The organism is Streptomyces sp. NPDC090025 (assembly GCF_044748125.1).
Taxonomy (GTDB): Bacteria; Actinomycetota; Actinomycetes; order Streptomycetales; family Streptomycetaceae; genus Streptomyces.
In genome coordinates this window covers 16,945-32,244 of sequence record NZ_JBIVFL010000022.1, presented here as the reverse complement: position 1 = coordinate 32,244, position 15,300 = coordinate 16,945, and the positions used below count along the sequence as shown (strand labels likewise).

13 protein-coding genes, 1 tRNA gene and 1 riboswitch are annotated in these 15,300 nt (G+C 73.8%); of the genes, 9 read left to right on the top strand and 5 right to left on the bottom strand.

Features of this window, described 5'->3' with window-relative positions:
• Positions 1-65: 65 nt before the first annotated feature.
• On the bottom strand, positions 66-965 hold the full coding sequence (locus tag ACIPXM_RS33655; RefSeq protein ID WP_401663464.1) for a sigma-70 family RNA polymerase sigma factor: 900 nt from the start codon (positions 963-965) through the stop codon (positions 66-68).
• A 268-nt stretch (positions 966-1,233) separates the two neighbouring features.
• Between ACIPXM_RS33655 and ACIPXM_RS33650 the strand changes: the two genes are divergently transcribed.
• The 9 genes from ACIPXM_RS33650 to ACIPXM_RS33610 all read left to right on the top strand — a co-directional run bounded on the left by ACIPXM_RS33650 (position 1,234) and on the right by ACIPXM_RS33610 (position 9,462).
• Positions 1,234-1,752 (top strand): rhodanese-like domain-containing protein, encoded by a 519-nt coding sequence (locus ACIPXM_RS33650; RefSeq protein WP_401663462.1) that lies wholly within the window; start codon positions 1,234-1,236, stop codon positions 1,750-1,752.
• A 120-nt stretch (positions 1,753-1,872) separates the two neighbouring features.
• Positions 1,873-1,946, top strand: a tRNA-Met gene (locus ACIPXM_RS33645).
• Positions 1,947-2,074: 128 nt separating this feature from the next.
• Complete coding sequence (locus ACIPXM_RS33640; protein WP_401663459.1) at positions 2,075-2,434, top strand: TipAS antibiotic-recognition domain-containing protein; 360 nt, start codon at positions 2,075-2,077, stop codon at positions 2,432-2,434.
• Positions 2,435-2,630: 196 nt separating this feature from the next.
• Entirely contained in the window at positions 2,631-3,029 is a 399-nt protein-coding gene (locus ACIPXM_RS33635) for a hypothetical protein (protein WP_401663456.1), read from the top strand.
• Positions 3,030-3,093: 64 nt separating this feature from the next.
• Positions 3,094-4,263: a PLP-dependent cysteine synthase family protein gene (locus ACIPXM_RS33630; protein ID WP_401663454.1), complete on the top strand. Its 1,170-nt coding sequence runs from the start codon at positions 3,094-3,096 to the stop codon at positions 4,261-4,263.
• Positions 4,260-5,618, top strand: a complete 1,359-nt coding sequence (locus tag ACIPXM_RS33625) for an MFS transporter (RefSeq protein ID WP_401663452.1) — start codon at positions 4,260-4,262, stop codon at positions 5,616-5,618. Before ACIPXM_RS33630 ends, ACIPXM_RS33625 begins: the two co-directional genes overlap by 4 nt.
• A 113-nt stretch (positions 5,619-5,731) precedes the next feature.
• Positions 5,732-6,898 (top strand): PP2C family protein-serine/threonine phosphatase, encoded by a 1,167-nt coding sequence (locus tag ACIPXM_RS33620; protein ID WP_401663450.1) that lies wholly within the window; start codon positions 5,732-5,734, stop codon positions 6,896-6,898.
• A 212-nt stretch (positions 6,899-7,110) separates the two neighbouring features.
• Positions 7,111-7,258: riboswitch (cyclic di-AMP (ydaO/yuaA leader) on the top strand.
• A gap of 11 nt (positions 7,259-7,269) precedes the next feature.
• Positions 7,270-8,439 carry a M23 family metallopeptidase gene (locus tag ACIPXM_RS33615; protein ID WP_401663447.1) on the top strand — a complete coding sequence of 390 codons (1,170 nt, stop codon included), beginning with the start codon at positions 7,270-7,272 and terminating at the stop codon, positions 8,437-8,439.
• A gap of 75 nt (positions 8,440-8,514) precedes the next feature.
• Positions 8,515-9,462, top strand: a complete 948-nt coding sequence (locus ACIPXM_RS33610) for an aldo/keto reductase (RefSeq protein ID WP_401663445.1) — start codon at positions 8,515-8,517, stop codon at positions 9,460-9,462.
• Positions 9,463-9,484: 22 nt separating this feature from the next.
• Here ACIPXM_RS33610 and ACIPXM_RS33605 read toward each other — a convergent pair whose 3' ends face one another.
• The 4 genes from ACIPXM_RS33605 to ACIPXM_RS33590 form a co-directional block, all read right to left on the bottom strand.
• The gene (locus ACIPXM_RS33605; protein WP_401663442.1) at positions 9,485-10,900 is read right to left on the bottom strand and encodes a PrsW family intramembrane metalloprotease; all 1,416 of its coding nucleotides are present in this window, start codon (positions 10,898-10,900) and stop codon (positions 9,485-9,487) included.
• A gap of 106 nt (positions 10,901-11,006) precedes the next feature.
• Positions 11,007-11,834, bottom strand: coding sequence for a tRNA (guanosine(46)-N7)-methyltransferase TrmB (gene trmB, locus ACIPXM_RS33600; protein WP_401663439.1), 828 nt, complete (start codon positions 11,832-11,834; stop codon positions 11,007-11,009).
• A 108-nt stretch (positions 11,835-11,942) separates the two neighbouring features.
• Entirely contained in the window at positions 11,943-13,142 is a 1,200-nt protein-coding gene (gene lhgO / locus ACIPXM_RS33595) for an L-2-hydroxyglutarate oxidase (protein ID WP_401663437.1), read from the bottom strand.
• Between the two features lie 195 nt (positions 13,143-13,337).
• Positions 13,338-14,852, bottom strand: a complete 1,515-nt coding sequence (locus ACIPXM_RS33590) for an MFS transporter (protein ID WP_401663435.1) — start codon at positions 14,850-14,852, stop codon at positions 13,338-13,340.
• Between the last annotated feature and the right edge of the window lie 448 nt (positions 14,853-15,300).

Below are 15,300 nucleotides of genomic sequence, written 5' to 3'. Positions count from 1 at the left end.
ACACCGACACCGACACCGACACCGACGTCGATACAGACACGCCCGCAGACCCGTCGACCGACCCCTCAGTGGACGCCGAGCGCCGCGAGACGCTTCGGGTCCGCCACGATGTCGATCTCCACGATCCGGTCCTCGACGATCGTGAACACCATGAGGCCCACCGGGACCCCGTCCGTGAGCGACACGAGCCCCGCCGCGCCGTTCGCCGTGACCGGCCGGGCCGCGTGCCGGAACTTCGCGAAGGTCAGGGCCTGCGCCGTGACCGCCTCCGCGCCCCTGACCAGCTTCGACGCGGCCGCCGTGAGTACGCCGCCGTCGACCCGAAGCAGCACGTCCGGGTCGAGCACGGTCAGCAGCCCCGCGAAGTCGCCCGCCTGCGACGCGGCCAGGAAGGCGTCGACGACCTCCCGCTGCCGGGTCACGTCCGGCGCGGGCGCCGGGGTCGCGCCCTGCACCCGGCGGCGGGCCCGGCTGGCGAGCTGCCGGGTGGCGGCGGGCGTGCGGTCCACGATCGGGGCGATCTCGTCGAACGACACCGCGAACATGTCGTGCAGCACGAACGCCAGCCGCTCGGCCGGGGCCAGCGTCTCCAGGACGACGAGCAGCGCGAGCCCGACGGAGTCCGCGAGCAGCGCCTCCCGCTCCGGGTCGGCGGCGCCCTCCTCCCGTACGACCGGATCGGGCACGTAGTACTCGAGCGGGTCCTCGCGGCGCGAGGCGCGCGAGCGCAGCAGATCGAGACAGACCCGGCCGACGACGGTGGTCAGCCAGCCGCTGAGATTGCGGACCTCGCTGATGTCGGAGCGGCTGAGCTTGAACCACGCCTCCTGGACGGCGTCCTCCGCCTCGCTGAGCGAGCCCAGCATCCGGTACGCCACGGCCCGCAGATGCCCCCGGTCGGCCTCGAACCGCTCCGCGAGCCGGTCCTCGTCCAGGCCCCGGGCCTGCTCCGCTTCCTCGTTCATCTCTCCGCTTCCCCTTCGCGCTCGTCCGGCGCTCGTCCGGCGGTCGTCCGGCGCTCGTGCCGCGCTCGTCCCGCGCCCTCGCCCCGTGTTCGTGTCACGCTCGTCGCCCTCACCCTCCCTGACGGACGGCGGTCCCGGGATGTGACCACGTCCGGTCGGTGAGATCCCCGCCCGGTGGCGGCCAAGGCCAGGGATTCCCCGGTCATGGCCCCCGAGTGCCGTGGAACGCCTCTTCAGGATGAAGATCGACTTCCTTAGATTGATGACCATGACGACGACAACGCCCCAGGTCAACAGCTCCGCCGCCGCGAACGCCGGGAAGGCCGTGAACGCCGTGCTCCGCACGCCGCCCGCCGCCCCCGCCGAGGCCGCCGCCTACTTCCGCGCCAGCCTGGTCTTTCACGCCGACGTCTCCGACGTGGCCGGTGCCCTCGCCGCCGACGGCGACCCCGGCTTCGTGGTGATCGACTCCCGCTCGACCGCCTCCTGGGACCAGGGCCACGTCCCCGGCGCCGTGCACCTGCCGACCGCGCTGATCGCCGAGCAGGCCGAGCAGCTCCTCGACAAGAGCGTCCCGGTCGTCACGTACTGCTGGGGCCCCGGCTGCAACGGCGCCACCCGCGCCGCGCTCGCCCTCGCCGAGCTGGGCTTCCAGGTGAAGGAGATGCTGGGCGGCTTCGAGTACTGGGTGCGCGAGGGCTTCGCGTACGAGACCTGGGAGGGTCCGGCGCAGCAGACCGCCGACGCGCTGACCGCTCCGGTCGACGCCGAGGACTGCGGCTGCTGAGTGCCGCCGGAAATGCCCGGCGGGGGCCGGTGCGGGGGCCGGTGCGAGGGCCCTCCGAGCCCGCTGCCTTCAATGGATTTCCGTACAGGGGTGTTCATGCCGTAAGGTGGTGTTCACCGACGCGGGGTGGAGCAGCTCGGTAGCTCGCTGGGCTCATAACCCAGAGGTCGCAGGTTCAAATCCTGTCCCCGCTACTCAGTAGCACGAAGGCCCGGATCGTCTCGACGATCCGGGCCTTCGTCGTATCCGCCCGTCCCCGCTCTGCCGCGCCCGCCCGCCCGGCCTTGACCTTTACGCAACGTCAAGTTCTAGCGTGGTGGTCATGGAGTGGTCGATCCAGGAGATCGCCAGAAAGGCCGGCGAGAAGGGCGACCGCTGGTGGCGTTCGCTGAGCGCGGCGGAGCAGCAGGAGTTCAAGGACCGGCAGGTCGCCATCGCCCGTGACTACGGGCAGGCGGCGCGGGCCGGGCTGGCCGCCGACAGCGACGAGGTGCAGGCGATCACCCGCAGGCACTACGAGTGGCTGTCGATCACGACGAAGCCGACCAAGGAGTACCTGGTCGGACTCGGCCAGATGTACGTCGACGACCCGCGCTTCACGAAGAACTACGACCGGCACGGCGAGGGCACGGCCGTCCTCGTCCGGGACGCGATGGCGGTGTTCGCCGAGCGCAACCTGTGAGGGCCGCGGCGGGTGGCCGGATCCCGGCCCGTCCCTTTGCGGAGCGGTGACTCCTCCCCGTAATCTCACGCGCACCATCAGTGATCATGCGGTGGTCGTGCGGTGAGCGTGCGGTGATCATGTGGCGGGCGTGGCGAGGAGTGCGGCAGAAGTGGCAGGAGCGGTAGGAGTGGCAGGAGCAGGAGGAGGACGGCGGGTGCCCGCCGTCCTCCTCCTGTGCTTCGCGCTCGTCGCTCTGATCGCGGGCGTCTGCCACGGCGGGCACGGCCACGGCCACGAGCTGCCCCGCTTCACCGGTGCCGCGGCGCCCGCCCCGGTGGTCGTCACGGGCCCGGGGACGGAGTACGCCCCCGACGTGCCGTCGCACGGCTGCGGCCACCCGGACGACGGCTGGTCCTTCGACGCGCACCTGCCCGCCCAGGCACCGGGCGCCTCGCCGTCCGTGCCGGACGCGGGCGGCGGCGGTGGCGTGGTGGTGCTGCCGTACGACGAGGTGTTCCCGACGGCCGCCCGTACCCCGTGCGTACGGGAACGGGCCGGGCCGGACCGGACGCCGGGCGCGCTGCTCATCGCCCTCGGGGTGGACCGGAACTGAGCCGGGGTCGGACCTCACCCACCGACCTCAGGCTCCGTTCACCTCACCCCTAGGGACGATCACCATGACGCATCCCGCCACCCTGCTCTCCGTCGCGGGTCAGACCGTCGGCAACACTCCGGTGCTCTGGCTCGACGACGACCACACCACAAGCCCTCCGCGCCCCGGTGCTCGGCCCGGCTCCGGCTACTGGGCCAAGCTCGAAGGCTTCAACTTCGGCGGCATCAAGGACCGTGCCGCGCTCCACATGGTCGAGGAGGCCCGCCGCCGCGGCGCGCTGCGGCCCGGCGCGCCGATCGTCGAGTCGACCTCCGGCACCCTCGGCCTCGGGCTCGCGCTCGCCGGGATCCTGCACGGCCACCCGGTGCACGTCGTCACCGACCCCGGTCTCGAACCGATCGTGGAGCGGATGCTCACCGCCCACGGCGCCCGGGTCCACGTCGTGCCCGAGCCGAGCCCGGACGGCGGCTGGCAGCGGGCCCGGATGGACCGGGTCACCGAACTCCTCGGGGAACTCCCGGGGGCCTGGTGGCCCGACCAGTACGGGAACCCCGACAACCCGGCCGCCTACACCGGGCTCGCCGCCGAACTGTCCGGGCAGCTCGACCGGATCGACGTGCTGGTCTGCGCGGTCGGCACCGGCGGCCACTCGGCCGGTATCGCCCGCGCGCTGCGCGCGACCAGCAGCCCGGCCCTGGAACTCGTCGGGGTCGACTCGATCCGCTCCACCGTCTTCGGACTCCCGGCCGGGGACCGGCTGATGCGCGGGCTCGGCTCCTCCATCCACCCCGGCAACGTCGATCACGGCGCCTTCGACGAGATCCACTGGGTGGGTCCGGCGGAAGCGGTACGGGCGGCCCGCCGACTCGCCGCCCGGCAGTTCGCGACGGGCGGCTGGAGCGTCGGCGCGGTCGCGCTCGTGGCGGGCTGGCTGGCCCGCACCCGGCCGCGCGGCACCCGGATCGCGGCCGTCTTCCCGGACGGGCCGCAGCGGTACTTCGACACCGTCTTCAACGACGAGTTCTGTGCCCGGCACGGGCTGTTGGACGGTCCGGTACGGGCCGAGCCCGCGCCGTACGAGGAGGGCGCGCCGGTCGACGGCTGGACGCGGCGGGCGCTGGAGCGGGCGGGCCACCCGCAGGCCGTGCCCGGGGCCGGGTCCGGTGCCCGGTCCGATTCCGTGGCCGTGGCGGGCTCCGTGGCCGGGTCCTTCGCCCGGGAGGAGGCCCGATGAGCGGGGCGGGGGCGGGGGCGGGGGCGACGGCTGAGGCGGTGGAGGCCCGCGCCGAGGGCGGGATCTGGCGCCAGACCCGTACCTTCGAACCGGCCGTCCGGCTGCTCTTCCTCAACCAGCTCACCATCAACCTCGGCTTCTACATGCTGATGCCGTACCTGGCGGCCCATCTCGCCGACGGGCTCGGCATGGCGGCCTGGTCGGTCGGTCTGGTCCTCGGCGCCCGCAACCTCTCCCAGCAGGGGATGTTCCTGGTCGGCGGCGCGCTCGCGGACCGGCTCGGGTTCAAGCCGCTGATCGTCGCCGGGTGCGCGCTGCGGACGGTCGGCTTCGGCGCGCTCGCCTTCGCGCAGTCGCTGCCCGCGCTGCTCGCCGCCTCGCTGGCGACCGGTCTCGCGGGCGCGCTGTTCAATCCGGCGGTGCGGGCCTGTCTGGCGGCCGAGGCCGGGGAGGCGCGCAGGGTGCGGGCGTTCGCCCTGTTCAACGTGTACTACCAGGCGGGCATCCTGCTCGGGCCGCTGGTGGGCGTGGCGCTGACCGGGGTGTCGTTCCGGCTGACGTGCGTGGTGGCGGCGCTGCTGTTCGCGGTGCTCACGGGCGTACAGCTGCGGCATCTGCCGACCACCGGAAAGGGCGGCGGTACGGCGGCGGGGCGGGTGGAGCGACCGGCGGAGGGACCGGCGGAGGCGCGGGCGGCGGGGCGGGCGGAAGGGCGCGGGCAGTTCCGTACGGTCCTCGCGAACCGTGTCTTCTGGCTGTTCTCGCTCGCGATGACCGGTTCGTACGTGCTGTCGTTCCAGGTCTATCTGGCGCTGCCGCTCGCCGCCGGGGGCACGGCCGCGACCACCGCGCTGTTCGTCGTGTCGGCGCTCGTGGCGCTCGCCGGGCAGCTGCGGATCACCGCCTGGTGCCGGGCCCGGCTGTCCCGGGAGCGGTGTCTGGTGCTCGGGCTCGGCCTGATGGGGGCCGCGTTCCTGGTCCCTGCGGTGCTGGGGCGGGCGCTTGTGGGGCTGCTGCTGTGCGCGGCGGTGCTCGCGGTGGCGAACGCGGTGCTCTACCCGTACGAGATGGACACGGTCGTCGCGCTGTCCGGGGGCCGCTGGGTGGCCACCCACTACGGGCTCTACAACACGGTCTGCGGGATCGGGATCACCCTGGGGAACCTGGGGACGGGCGTGCTGCTCGGGGTGACGGGCTGGTCGGCGGTGCCGTGGCTGGCGCTGTGCGCGGTGGGGGTGGGGTGCGCGGCCGGGATGGCGGCCCTGGCCAGGGGCGGCCGGCTGGCCGAGGCTTCGGCGGTGGCCGGCGTCGTACGCCAGTCGGCCGAGGAGGAGTCGCCGACCGGCTCGGCCTGACGGCACCCTGGGGTGATCGCGGTGGCGCGATCACGGCGGCGCGGTCCGGTCCGGAGCACGGCGGCGGCCGGGCACCCCCAGGGGTGCGGAGACCAGGGAGCGGGCGAGCACAGGTGGCGCGAGCGGTGGTGCGGGGCGGGTACGGCGGCGGTGTGCCGCCGTACCCGGGGGCCCGGCGCTTCCTGCGGGCGCTGCCGCCGCTGATCATCGTGGGCGGGGTCGTCTTCGACGTGTCGACCCCGGCCACGTACACGGCGTCGCCGATGTTCGTGGCGGCGCCGCTGATCGCCGCCCCCTTCTTTCCCACCCGCACCACCCTCATCACGGGTATCGCCGCGGTTCTGGCCAGCGTGGGGCTGCACTTCTACAACGGGACCTCGGACCAGATCCCCTCGCTGACCGAGACGCTGACGGTGACGACGGTCGCGGTGCTCGCCCTGCTGGTGAACCGGGTGGTGCTGCGCAGCGGCGAACGGCTCGCGTCGGCGCGGGTGATCGCCGAGACCGCGCAGAAGGCGGTGCTGCCCGCGCCGGCCGAACGGATCGGCGGGCTCCAGATCGCCGCGCGGTACGAGGCGGCGCAGGCGGACGCGTTCATCGGCGGTGATCTGTTCGCCGTGCAGGACACCCCCTACGGGGTGCGTCTGGTGGTCGGTGACGTGCGGGGCAAGGGGCTCGAGGCGGTGGAGGCGGTGGCCGTGGTCATCGGGGCGTTCCGGGAGGCGGCCGAGCAGGAGCCGACCCTGGAGCGGGTGGCGGCCCGCCTTGAGCGGGCGCTGGCCCGGGAGGGCACCCGGCGGGCCGGGCTCGACGCCTTCGAGGGGTTCACGACGGCGGTGCTCGCCGAGATCCCGGGCGGCGACCGGGTGGTGCGGGTGGTGAACCGGGGGCATCCGGAGCCGATGCTGCTGCACGCGGACGGCGCGCTGCGGGTGCTGCGGCCGAGCGAGGCGGCGCTGCCGCTGGGGATGGGGGAGCTGGCGGCCTGGCCGGACCGGGCGGACGTGACGCCGTACCCGCAGGGCGCGACCCTCCTCTTCTACACGGACGGTCTGTCGGAGGCGCGGGACGCCGAGGGGGTGTTCTACGACCCGGCGGAGCGGCTCGGGGGCCGGATCTTCCCGGGGCCCGAGGAGCTGCTCGACGCGTTGGTGGCGGACGTGCGGCGGCACACGGACGGCGGGACGACGGACGACATGGCGCTGCTCGCGGTGGGGCGTCCGGCGGCGGGTCAGCCGGAGCGGCGGCGGACCATGCCGGTGGTGCCAGGGGGCCCGTGACGGGTCGTAGTCGAAGGGTGTCGCTCCGATAACAATTGACGTAACGTCAGATTCGGGCTTTGGTGCTGACCTTGCCCTGAGTGGGGGTCAACTCGGACCAATCCCTCCCAATTCAGCGAATGATCAAGGGGAACGGCTTGGAATCGGAGCGCCGAGTCTATTAACGTTCGATAACGCAGCGCGGTCGTCCCAGCCGTCGCAAGAGACGGCACCGTGCGCGTGCGCCGAATTCCGAAAGGGAACCGGGGAACCACCACTTGGGGTGAATCGGGCCCCGCCGCACCCGTGCGGCACTGCCCGTAGGAGACCTTCCTGCTCCGAACCCGTCAGCTAACCCGGTAGGCGAGAAGGAAGGAAAGGAGAACGCCTCCGTGGCGTCCAACACCCCCGCTCCGCATACCCCCTTCGCCCCCTTCGGAACTTCTGGACCGACGGGCGGCCCGGACGGAGCAGGGGAGCCCTGGGACACCTCCGCGCCCGCCGCGGAGGACGGCTGGAACCCGACCGAGGACTCCCTGCGCGGCGACGCCCGCTCGGGCGGCCGCCACCGGATCGTCAAGCAGCGCTCCAACTTCGCCCGCTCCTCCACCGTGCTCGGCGTCGGCGTCATCGCCGCCGTGGGCGCGGGCGGTCTGGCCACCGCCCAGGAGAAGCCCCCGGTCTCGATAGCGCTGCCGGACCTCGACCTGCCCGCCCCGGGCGATCTGCCCGGCGTCGGCGCCCTGCTCGGAGCGGACGACTCCGACGCCGCGCGCGACGAGGCCGTCGGCGGCAACCGCGCCACCCAGCCGCTCACCGCGCTCACCTACACCACCACCGAGGTCGTGGACTCCGCCCACGGCGCCGGTACGGGGGCGGGCGCGGGCCACGCCGCCGGTACGGCCACCAGGACCGAGACCAGGACCGCGGCCGACGCGGGCGAGGCGCTGCGCGCCCGGATCCTCCAGCAGGCCGAGCAGCAGCAGGCCGCGGCCGACGCCGCCGAGAAGGCCGAGACGGAGAAGCGCGCCGCCGAGAAGGCGGCCGCGGAGGCCGAGGCCAAGGCGGACGCGGCGGCGAAGGCGGCGGCCGAGGCGAAGAAGAAGGCCGAGGCGGAGGCCCGGGCGAAGGCGGAGGCCGAGCGGCTCGCCAAGCTCGCCGCCAGCTACGCCCTGCCGACCTCCTCGTACACGATCACCTCGACCTACGGCGAGGCCGGTTCGATGTGGTCCTCCGGCCACCACACCGGTCTGGACTTCGCCGCCCCCACCGGCACCCCGGTCAAGGCGGTGCACGGCGCGACCGTGAAGTCGGCGGGCTGGTCCGGGGCCTACGGCTACCGGATCGTCCTGGAACTCTCCGACGGCACCGAGGTCTGGTACTGCCACCTGTCCTCGATGACGGTCGCCGCGGGCCAGTCGGTCGGCACCGGCGACACCATCGGCCGGGTCGGCGCCACCGGCAACGTCACCGGCCCGCACCTGCACCTGGAGGTGCACACCCCGTCCGGCGACGGCATCGACCCGGCGGACTGGCTGCGCTCCAAGGGCCTGTCGGTCTGACCCCCTCCGGGGTCTGACCCAGGCAGGGCCTGGTGGGACGGAATAGGCCCGGCGGGGCGGGGGTTGCAACTCCGCATGACCTCTCTTCGCCGTCTGGGCGCTTCCGACCTGCACGTCTTCCCGCTCGCTCTCGGGGGCAACGTCTTCGGCTGGAGCGCCGACGAGGCGCAGTCCTTCGCCGTCCTCGACGCCTATGTCGCCGGGGGCGGCAACTTCATCGACACCGCCGACGTCTACTCGGCCTGGGCCGAGGGCAACGAGGGCGGTGAGTCCGAGACCGTCATCGGCCGCTGGCTGGCCTCGCGCGGCAACCGCTCGGACGTCCTGATCGCCACCAAGGTCGGCGGGCACCCGAAGTACAAGGGACTCGGCGCGACGAACATCAAGGCCGCCGTCGAGGAGTCGCTGCGCCGCCTCGGCACCGACCACCTCGATCTGTACTACTCGCACTTCGACGACGAGTCCGTGCCGGTGGAGGAGATCGTCACCTCCCTCGACCAGCTGGTGAAGGACGGCAAGGTGCGGGCCGTCGCCGCCTCCAACATCTCCCCCGAGCGGCTGCGGGCCTCCCTCGACTTCGCCGAGGCCGAGGGCCTGACCGGCTACGTGGCCCTCCAGCCGCACTACAACCTGATTTCCCGTGCCACCTACGAGGGCCCGCTCCTCGACACGGTCGCGGCGGGCGGGCTCGCGGCCGTGCCGTACTTCGGTCTCGCGAGCGGCTTCCTCACCGGCAAGTACCGCCCCGGCAGGACGGTGGACAGCGTCCGCGCCCCGCGGATGACGGAGCTGCTGGAGTCCGAGCGGGGCCTGCGGGTGCTGGCCGCGCTGGACTCGGTCGCCGAGGCGCACGGCGCCGAGCCCGCGACGGTCGCGCTCGCCTGGCTCGCCGCCCGGCCGACGGTCGCCGCCCCGATCGCCTCCGCCCGCACGGTCGAGCAGCTGCCCGCACTGCTCGCGGTCGCCGACCTGACCCTGACGGACACGGAGCTGGCCACCCTGACGGCGGCGTCGGAGGAGTGAGCCCCCGCTTCCGCCCAGGACACTAGCTCCGGTACGGGTTGTAGCCGCCGTAGTCCAGGTACTGCGGCGGCACCCACACCTGGCCGGTGGCCCGGGCCGCGTAGGTGAGCGCGGGCGACGCGACCTGGCGGCGCTCCCACAGGTGGTGCAGCAGCTCCTGCTCGCGGGCCGTGAAGTCCCCGGGTATCTGGCCGCGGCGGGCCCGGTGCCGGAGGAACGCCAGGGTCGTGGCGAACGCCTCGTACTCCCCGACGGCCCGCGAACCGGGCTTGCCGAAGCCGCGGGCGGCGAAGCCACGGGCCGTCGCGCGGGCCCGCATCGAGGCGAGCGCCATCGGCTCGTCGGGCGCGAGCCAGCCCGCCGCCGCGTACGCCGGGAGCTCGCCCGCGATGGTGCGCAGCTCCTTCTGGCGGCTCCAGATCGCCAGCCAGGTCAGCATGGCGAAGACCGGGACCATGAACATCACGTAGACGAGGACGAAGGCCAGCGGGTGGAAGCTCGCCGAGCCGTTCCAGGTCGCGTGCAGGCCCATCGCGAGCAGCAGTCCGGTGATCGGCAGCAGCCACATCCGGGTGCGGCGGAACTTCGCCCCGGTCGCGAGCAGCGCGGCGAAGCCGAGGCCGAGGCCGGTGAGCGAGGTGAACAGCGGGTGGGCGAACGGGGACATGATGATCCGGGCGAAGAAGGTCGCCACGGTCGTCGAGACGCCGCCGGAGCCGAGGTCCTGGTCCTCGCCGAAGGCGTTGCCCAGGTAGAGGATGTTCTCGGTGAAGGCGAAGCCGGTGGCCGTGAAGCCCGCGTAGACCAGGCCGTCGACCGGGCCGGTGAAGTCCCGGCGCCGGAACAGGAAGAGCAGCAGCAGCGCGGCGCCCTTGGCGGTCTCCTCGACGACCGGGGCGACGGCGGTCGCGCCCAGGGACTCGGCGGAGCCGGGGTCGGCGGAGATGCTGGATATCCAGTCGATGGCGAAGGAATTGGCGAGGATCGCCACCAGCGTGGAGGCGAAGGCGCCCCAGGCGAGCGCGAACAGCAGGTTCTTCCAGGGGGCCGGCTCGACCCGGTCGAGCCAGCGGAAGGCGGCGATGAGCAGCGGCACGGGCAGGGTCGCGATCCCGAGGCCGACGAGGAAGCCCTCGGTGCCGGTCTCCTCCCGGACCATCGCGAGGATCGCGAGCGCGCAGATCGCGAGCACGGTGATCAGGGCGATGGCGCGGACCAGTTTGCTGCGCCAGAAGTCCTTGCGGGGCTTGTAGCGCCACTTGGCGCGGTCCGGCACGGCGGCGAAGTCCGGCCGGTCGCTCTCCAGGGCGGGCACGGGGCTGGGCGCGGGGATGAACGCACCGGCCGACGCTTCGGCCCGCGCCGCGGCGGGCGGGGAAGCGGGGACGGATGCGGGGGCCGGCTCGCTGGTGGGTCCGGCCATCGGTTTCGACGACACGCAACGACCCTAACGAGCGGCACCGACAGCGGCGAGGGGGTTCTCCCAGCCTGTGGATAACCCGGACCATCCACACATCCGGCGGCCGCCCCGGCCCACCCTCGGCTCAGACCCGGTGGAACAGCAGGTCGTGGACGACGTGGCCCTTGTCCAGGCCCTGGCCCTCGAAGCGGGTCACCGGCCGGAAGCCGGGGCGCGGCGCGTAGCCGCCGTCGGCCTGGCTGTTCTCGAAGTCGGGGTGCGCGGTGAGCACCTCCAGCATCTGCTCCGCGTACTCCTCCCAGTCGGTGGCGCAGTGCAGCAGCGCGCCCTTCTTCAGCCGGGGGGCGAGCAGGGTGAGGAACTCGGGCTGGATCAGCCGGCGCTTGTTGTGGCGCTTCTTCGGCCAGGGGTCGGGGAAGTAGACCCGGCAGCCCGCGAGCGACTCGGGCGCGATCATCTCGCGGAGCAGGATGATGGCGTCGCCGTTGGCCACCCGGACGTTGGTGAGGCCGTTGCGGTCGGCGAGTCCGAGCAGGTTGCCCTGGCCGGGGGTGTGCACGTCGGTGGCGAGGATGCCGGTGCCGGGGTCGGCGGCGGCCATCTGGGCGGTGGCCTCGCCCATGCCGAAGCCGATCTCCAGGACGACGGGCAGCCCGTCGAACATCTCGGCCAGGTCGAGCACCCGGCTGCCGTCGATGTCGAGGCCCCAGTCGGGCCAGCGCTTCAGCATGGCCTCGGCCTGGCCGGTGGTGACGCGGGAGCGGCGCGGCTGGAAGCTGCGGATCCGGCGTTCGTGGTGCGACCCGGCCGGGTCCGGCAGGGGGCCTTCGCCCGGTGCGAACCGCTGGCTGCCCCGCCGTACGACGGGCCGGCCGACCTCGTCCACGGCCGGGCCCTGCGGGGCGGGGGCGGCGTGCGGGGTGCTCGGGGTGTTCTCAGGCTGCTCAGACACAATGCCCCCGATTCTACGGCGCCGGTCGCCCGCCGCACGGCGCCGCGGAGGCCCACCGGCGCTCGGCCCGAGGGGGGTCGGGCGGCTTGGCCGGAGCGGGCGGCTCGGTCAGAGCAGGGCGAGGGCGCGGCCCGCGACCTCGCGGCCGATCGGGAGCGAGGCGGTGGCGGCCGGTGAGGGCGCGTTGAGCACATGGACCGTGCGCTGCCCCTCGCGGATCAGGAAGTCGTCGACGAGGGTGCCGTCCTTGAGCACGGCCTGGGCCCGCACGCCCGGGGTCGCCCGGCGCAGGTCGCGCTCCTCGACGATCGGCAGCATCCGGCGGACGGCCTCGGTGAAGGCCCGCTTGGACAGCGAGCGGTGCAGCTCGCCCGCCCCGTAGCGCCAGTGGGCGCGGGCGATGGCCCAGCTGCCGGGCCAGGCGAGGGTCTCGGCGAGGTCGCCGGGGCGGACCACGGACCAGCCGTAGCCCTCGCGGGCGAGCGCCGGGACCGCGTTGGGTCCGACGTGGACGCCGCCGTCGATGCCCCGGGTGAGGTGGACGCCGAGGAAGGGGAAGGCCGGGTCGGGCACCGGGTAGACCAGGCCGCGGACGAGGGAGGGGTCGGCCAGCTCGTAGTACTCGCCGCGGAAGGGGACGATCCGCATCTCCGGGTCGTCGCCCGCGAGGCGGGCGATCCGGTCGCAGTGCAGGCCCGCGCAGTTCACCAGGACCCGGCCGCGCACCACCTGTCCGGCGGCCGTGCGCACCGCCACGCCCCAGGGGCGCCGGTCGACGGCGGTGACGGCGGAGCCGTACCGGATGCGGGCGCCGGAGGCGTCGGCGAGCTTGGCGGCGACCTGCCCGTAGTCGACGATGCCGGTGCTGCCGACGTGGATGGCGGCGAGGCCGCGGACCCGCGGCTCGTACTCGCTGATCTGGGCGGGGCCCAGTTCGCGGACCGGGATCCCGTTCTCCCTGCCGCGCTGCACGAGGGCGTGCAGCCGGGGCAGCTCGTCGCGGTCGGTGGCGACGATGAGCTTGCCGGTGACCTCGTGGTCGATCCCGTACTCCGCGCAGAACTTGACCATCTCGGCGGCGCCCTCGACGGCGAAGCGGGCCTTGAGGGAGCCGGGGCGGTAGTAGATCCCGCTGTGGATGACCCCGCTGTTGCGGCCGGTCTGGTGGCGCGCCGGGGCGTCCTCCTTCTCCAGGACCGTGACCCGGGTGCCCGGGGCGGCGCGCGTGATCGCGTACGCGGTCGACAGACCGACGATCCCACCGCCGATCACGAGCACATCACAGTCGAAACGGTCCGACACGGACACCAGCGCCACCTCCCACCCCTGATAGTGCACTGGCCCACTGACATCCCCGCTAAACCGCCCGCACCCTGGGACGCTCGTCACTCCTTGATCCGCCGCGCGGGCCGTGAACCGCGAGGCCGTGAACCGCGAGGCCACGGACCGCGAGGCCACGCGGCGCGAGGCGGTGAACCGCGAGGTCCGCCGCCGGGCGGCGGGTCATGCCGGGGTCACGAGCAGCGGCCTCGCCCGCTCGCGCAGCTCCATCACCCGGGGTTCGTCCCCGTACGGCTCCAGGCGGTGCAGCAGGTCCCGGACGTACTCGGTGGTGCGGGCGGAGGAGATCCGCCCGGCGACCTCCACCGCGCGCGTGCCCGCCGCGCAGGCCGCGTCCAGGTTGCCCGACTCCAGCTCGGCGACGGCCGACACCACCAGCCGCAGGCCGTGCGAGCGCACGAACTCCTCGGTGGGCCGGGACAGCGCCTGCTCGGTGAAGCGGCGCACCTGCCGGGGCAGCTTGAGGTCGCGGTAGCACTCGGCGGCGTCGGCGCAGAACCGGTCGTACGAGTAGAAGCCCAGCCAGGACGGGTCGGGGTCGCCCTCCCGGGAGCGCTCCAGCCAGCCTTCGGCGGCCTTGAGCGCGGCGGCGGCGGCGGTCCCGTCGCCCGCCTTGGCGTGCGCCCTGGCCTCGACGAGCCGGAAGAAGGACATGGTGCGGGCGGTGGCCAGGCCGCGGTTGCGTTCCAGGGCGGCCTGGGCGAGGTCGACGCCCTCGTCGGCGAAGCCCCGGTAGGTGGCCTGCAGGGACATGGAGGCGAGGACGTAGCCGCCGAGCGGCACGTCGGCGGCGGCGCGGGCGAGCCGCAGCGCCTGGATGTAGTAGCGCTGGGCGGCTTCCTGCTGGCCGGTGTCGAAGGCCATCCAGCCGGCCAGCCTGGTCAGTTCGGCGGTGGCGCCGAACAGGGCGCGGCCGACCTCGTCGGAGTAGGAGCCGAGCAGCAGCGGTGCGGCGTCGACCCGTAAGCACTCGGGGACCATCGAGGAGCGCCAGTCGCCGCCGCCGTACTTGGAGTCCCAGCGGCGGGCGTCCTCGGCGGCCTCGCGGAGTTTGGCGACGTCGCTGTGGCCCACGCGCGCGTGGTCGCCGTTCTCGCCGGGGGCGCCGCCGCCCGTACCGGCGGATCCGGCGGGGGCGGTGCCCGCCCCGGGTCCGGTGCCGTCCGGTCCCGCCGGTGCCGCCAGGTCCACGGCGCCGGGCGCGAGCCGTGCCACCGAAGGGTCGGCGGGGGTGATCAGCCAGCGGGAGGCCGGGGTCGCGTAGGCGCTCACCGAGAAGGAGCCGGCCAGCGACTGCCAGATGCCGCCGCCGCCGCGCCGACCGGCGAGATCCAGCCGGTAGAGCTCGGTGGCGGAGCGGACCGCCTCGCCGACGTCGCGCGGGAAGGCGAGCCCCACCTCGGGCGCCGGGTCGGCGTCGGCGAGCCCGATCTCGTGCAGCGGCACCGGGCGGCCCAGCTTCTGGCCGATGGCGGCGGCGATCAGGTGCGGTGCGGCGCCCTGCGGCACCATTCCCTTGGCGACCCAGCGGGCCACCGAGGTCTTGTCGTAACGAAGCGTCAGACCCCGCTGCGCACCGAGATCGTTGACGCGCCGGGCCAGCCCGGCATTGCTGATTCCCGCGAGGGCGAGAACCGTGCCGAGCTTTTCGTTCGGCCCGCGTTGCTCCCTGGACATGACGCCACCCCTCGACACGACACCCAGACGCCGCCACGACGCCGGGCATAGGCGCGCGGCATTCGTAAGCACAGCGTAGTTCGCCGGATCCCGACCGTTAAGGGGCGGTGTTCCGTATGGCGAGATTGTTGTGGGATGGAATGAGTGGCGCCCCCTGTCCGGTCCGGCGTGCTCCCGCCGCGCGGCCGTGCGCCCGGCCGTGCGCTCTCGTCGGGTTCTGGGGCGAGCGCTTCCATGAGTGCTGCGTGGGTCGGCCCGCTTGGCCGAGGACCGATGTCCTGGACCGGGTGGGCTGGGGGACACCGTCGCCCCAATCCCCGCGGGCGGCGGACGGCTCCGGGAGGCGACCGCCTCCCGGACTGCCGTGAACCTTCGTGAACTCACCCATGATCAACGGGAGTTGATCGTGGTTCCGGAACGGTCCTGGATGGGTCGGCAGGGGATCCTG

What these genes read in the sequence shown, in the direction of transcription:
- ACIPXM_RS33630 (WP_401663454.1), top strand. Translation starts at nt 3,094, where the DNA reads ATGACGCATCCCGCCACCCTGCTCTCCGTCGCGGGTCAGACCGTCGGC.
- ACIPXM_RS33640 (WP_401663459.1), top strand. Translation starts at nt 2,075, where the DNA reads ATGGAGTGGTCGATCCAGGAGATCGCCAGAAAGGCCGGCGAGAAGGGC.
- ACIPXM_RS33610 (WP_401663445.1), top strand. Translation starts at nt 8,515, where the DNA reads ATGACCTCTCTTCGCCGTCTGGGCGCTTCCGACCTGCACGTCTTCCCG.
- ACIPXM_RS33650 (WP_401663462.1), top strand. Translation starts at nt 1,234, where the DNA reads ATGACGACGACAACGCCCCAGGTCAACAGCTCCGCCGCCGCGAACGCC.
- ACIPXM_RS33625 (WP_401663452.1), top strand. Translation starts at nt 4,260, where the DNA reads ATGAGCGGGGCGGGGGCGGGGGCGGGGGCGACGGCTGAGGCGGTGGAG.
- ACIPXM_RS33655 (WP_401663464.1), bottom strand. Translation starts at nt 965, where the DNA reads ATGAACGAGGAAGCGGAGCAGGCCCGGGGCCTGGACGAGGACCGGCTC.
- ACIPXM_RS33590 (WP_401663435.1), bottom strand. Translation starts at nt 14,852, where the DNA reads ATGTCCAGGGAGCAACGCGGGCCGAACGAAAAGCTCGGCACGGTTCTC.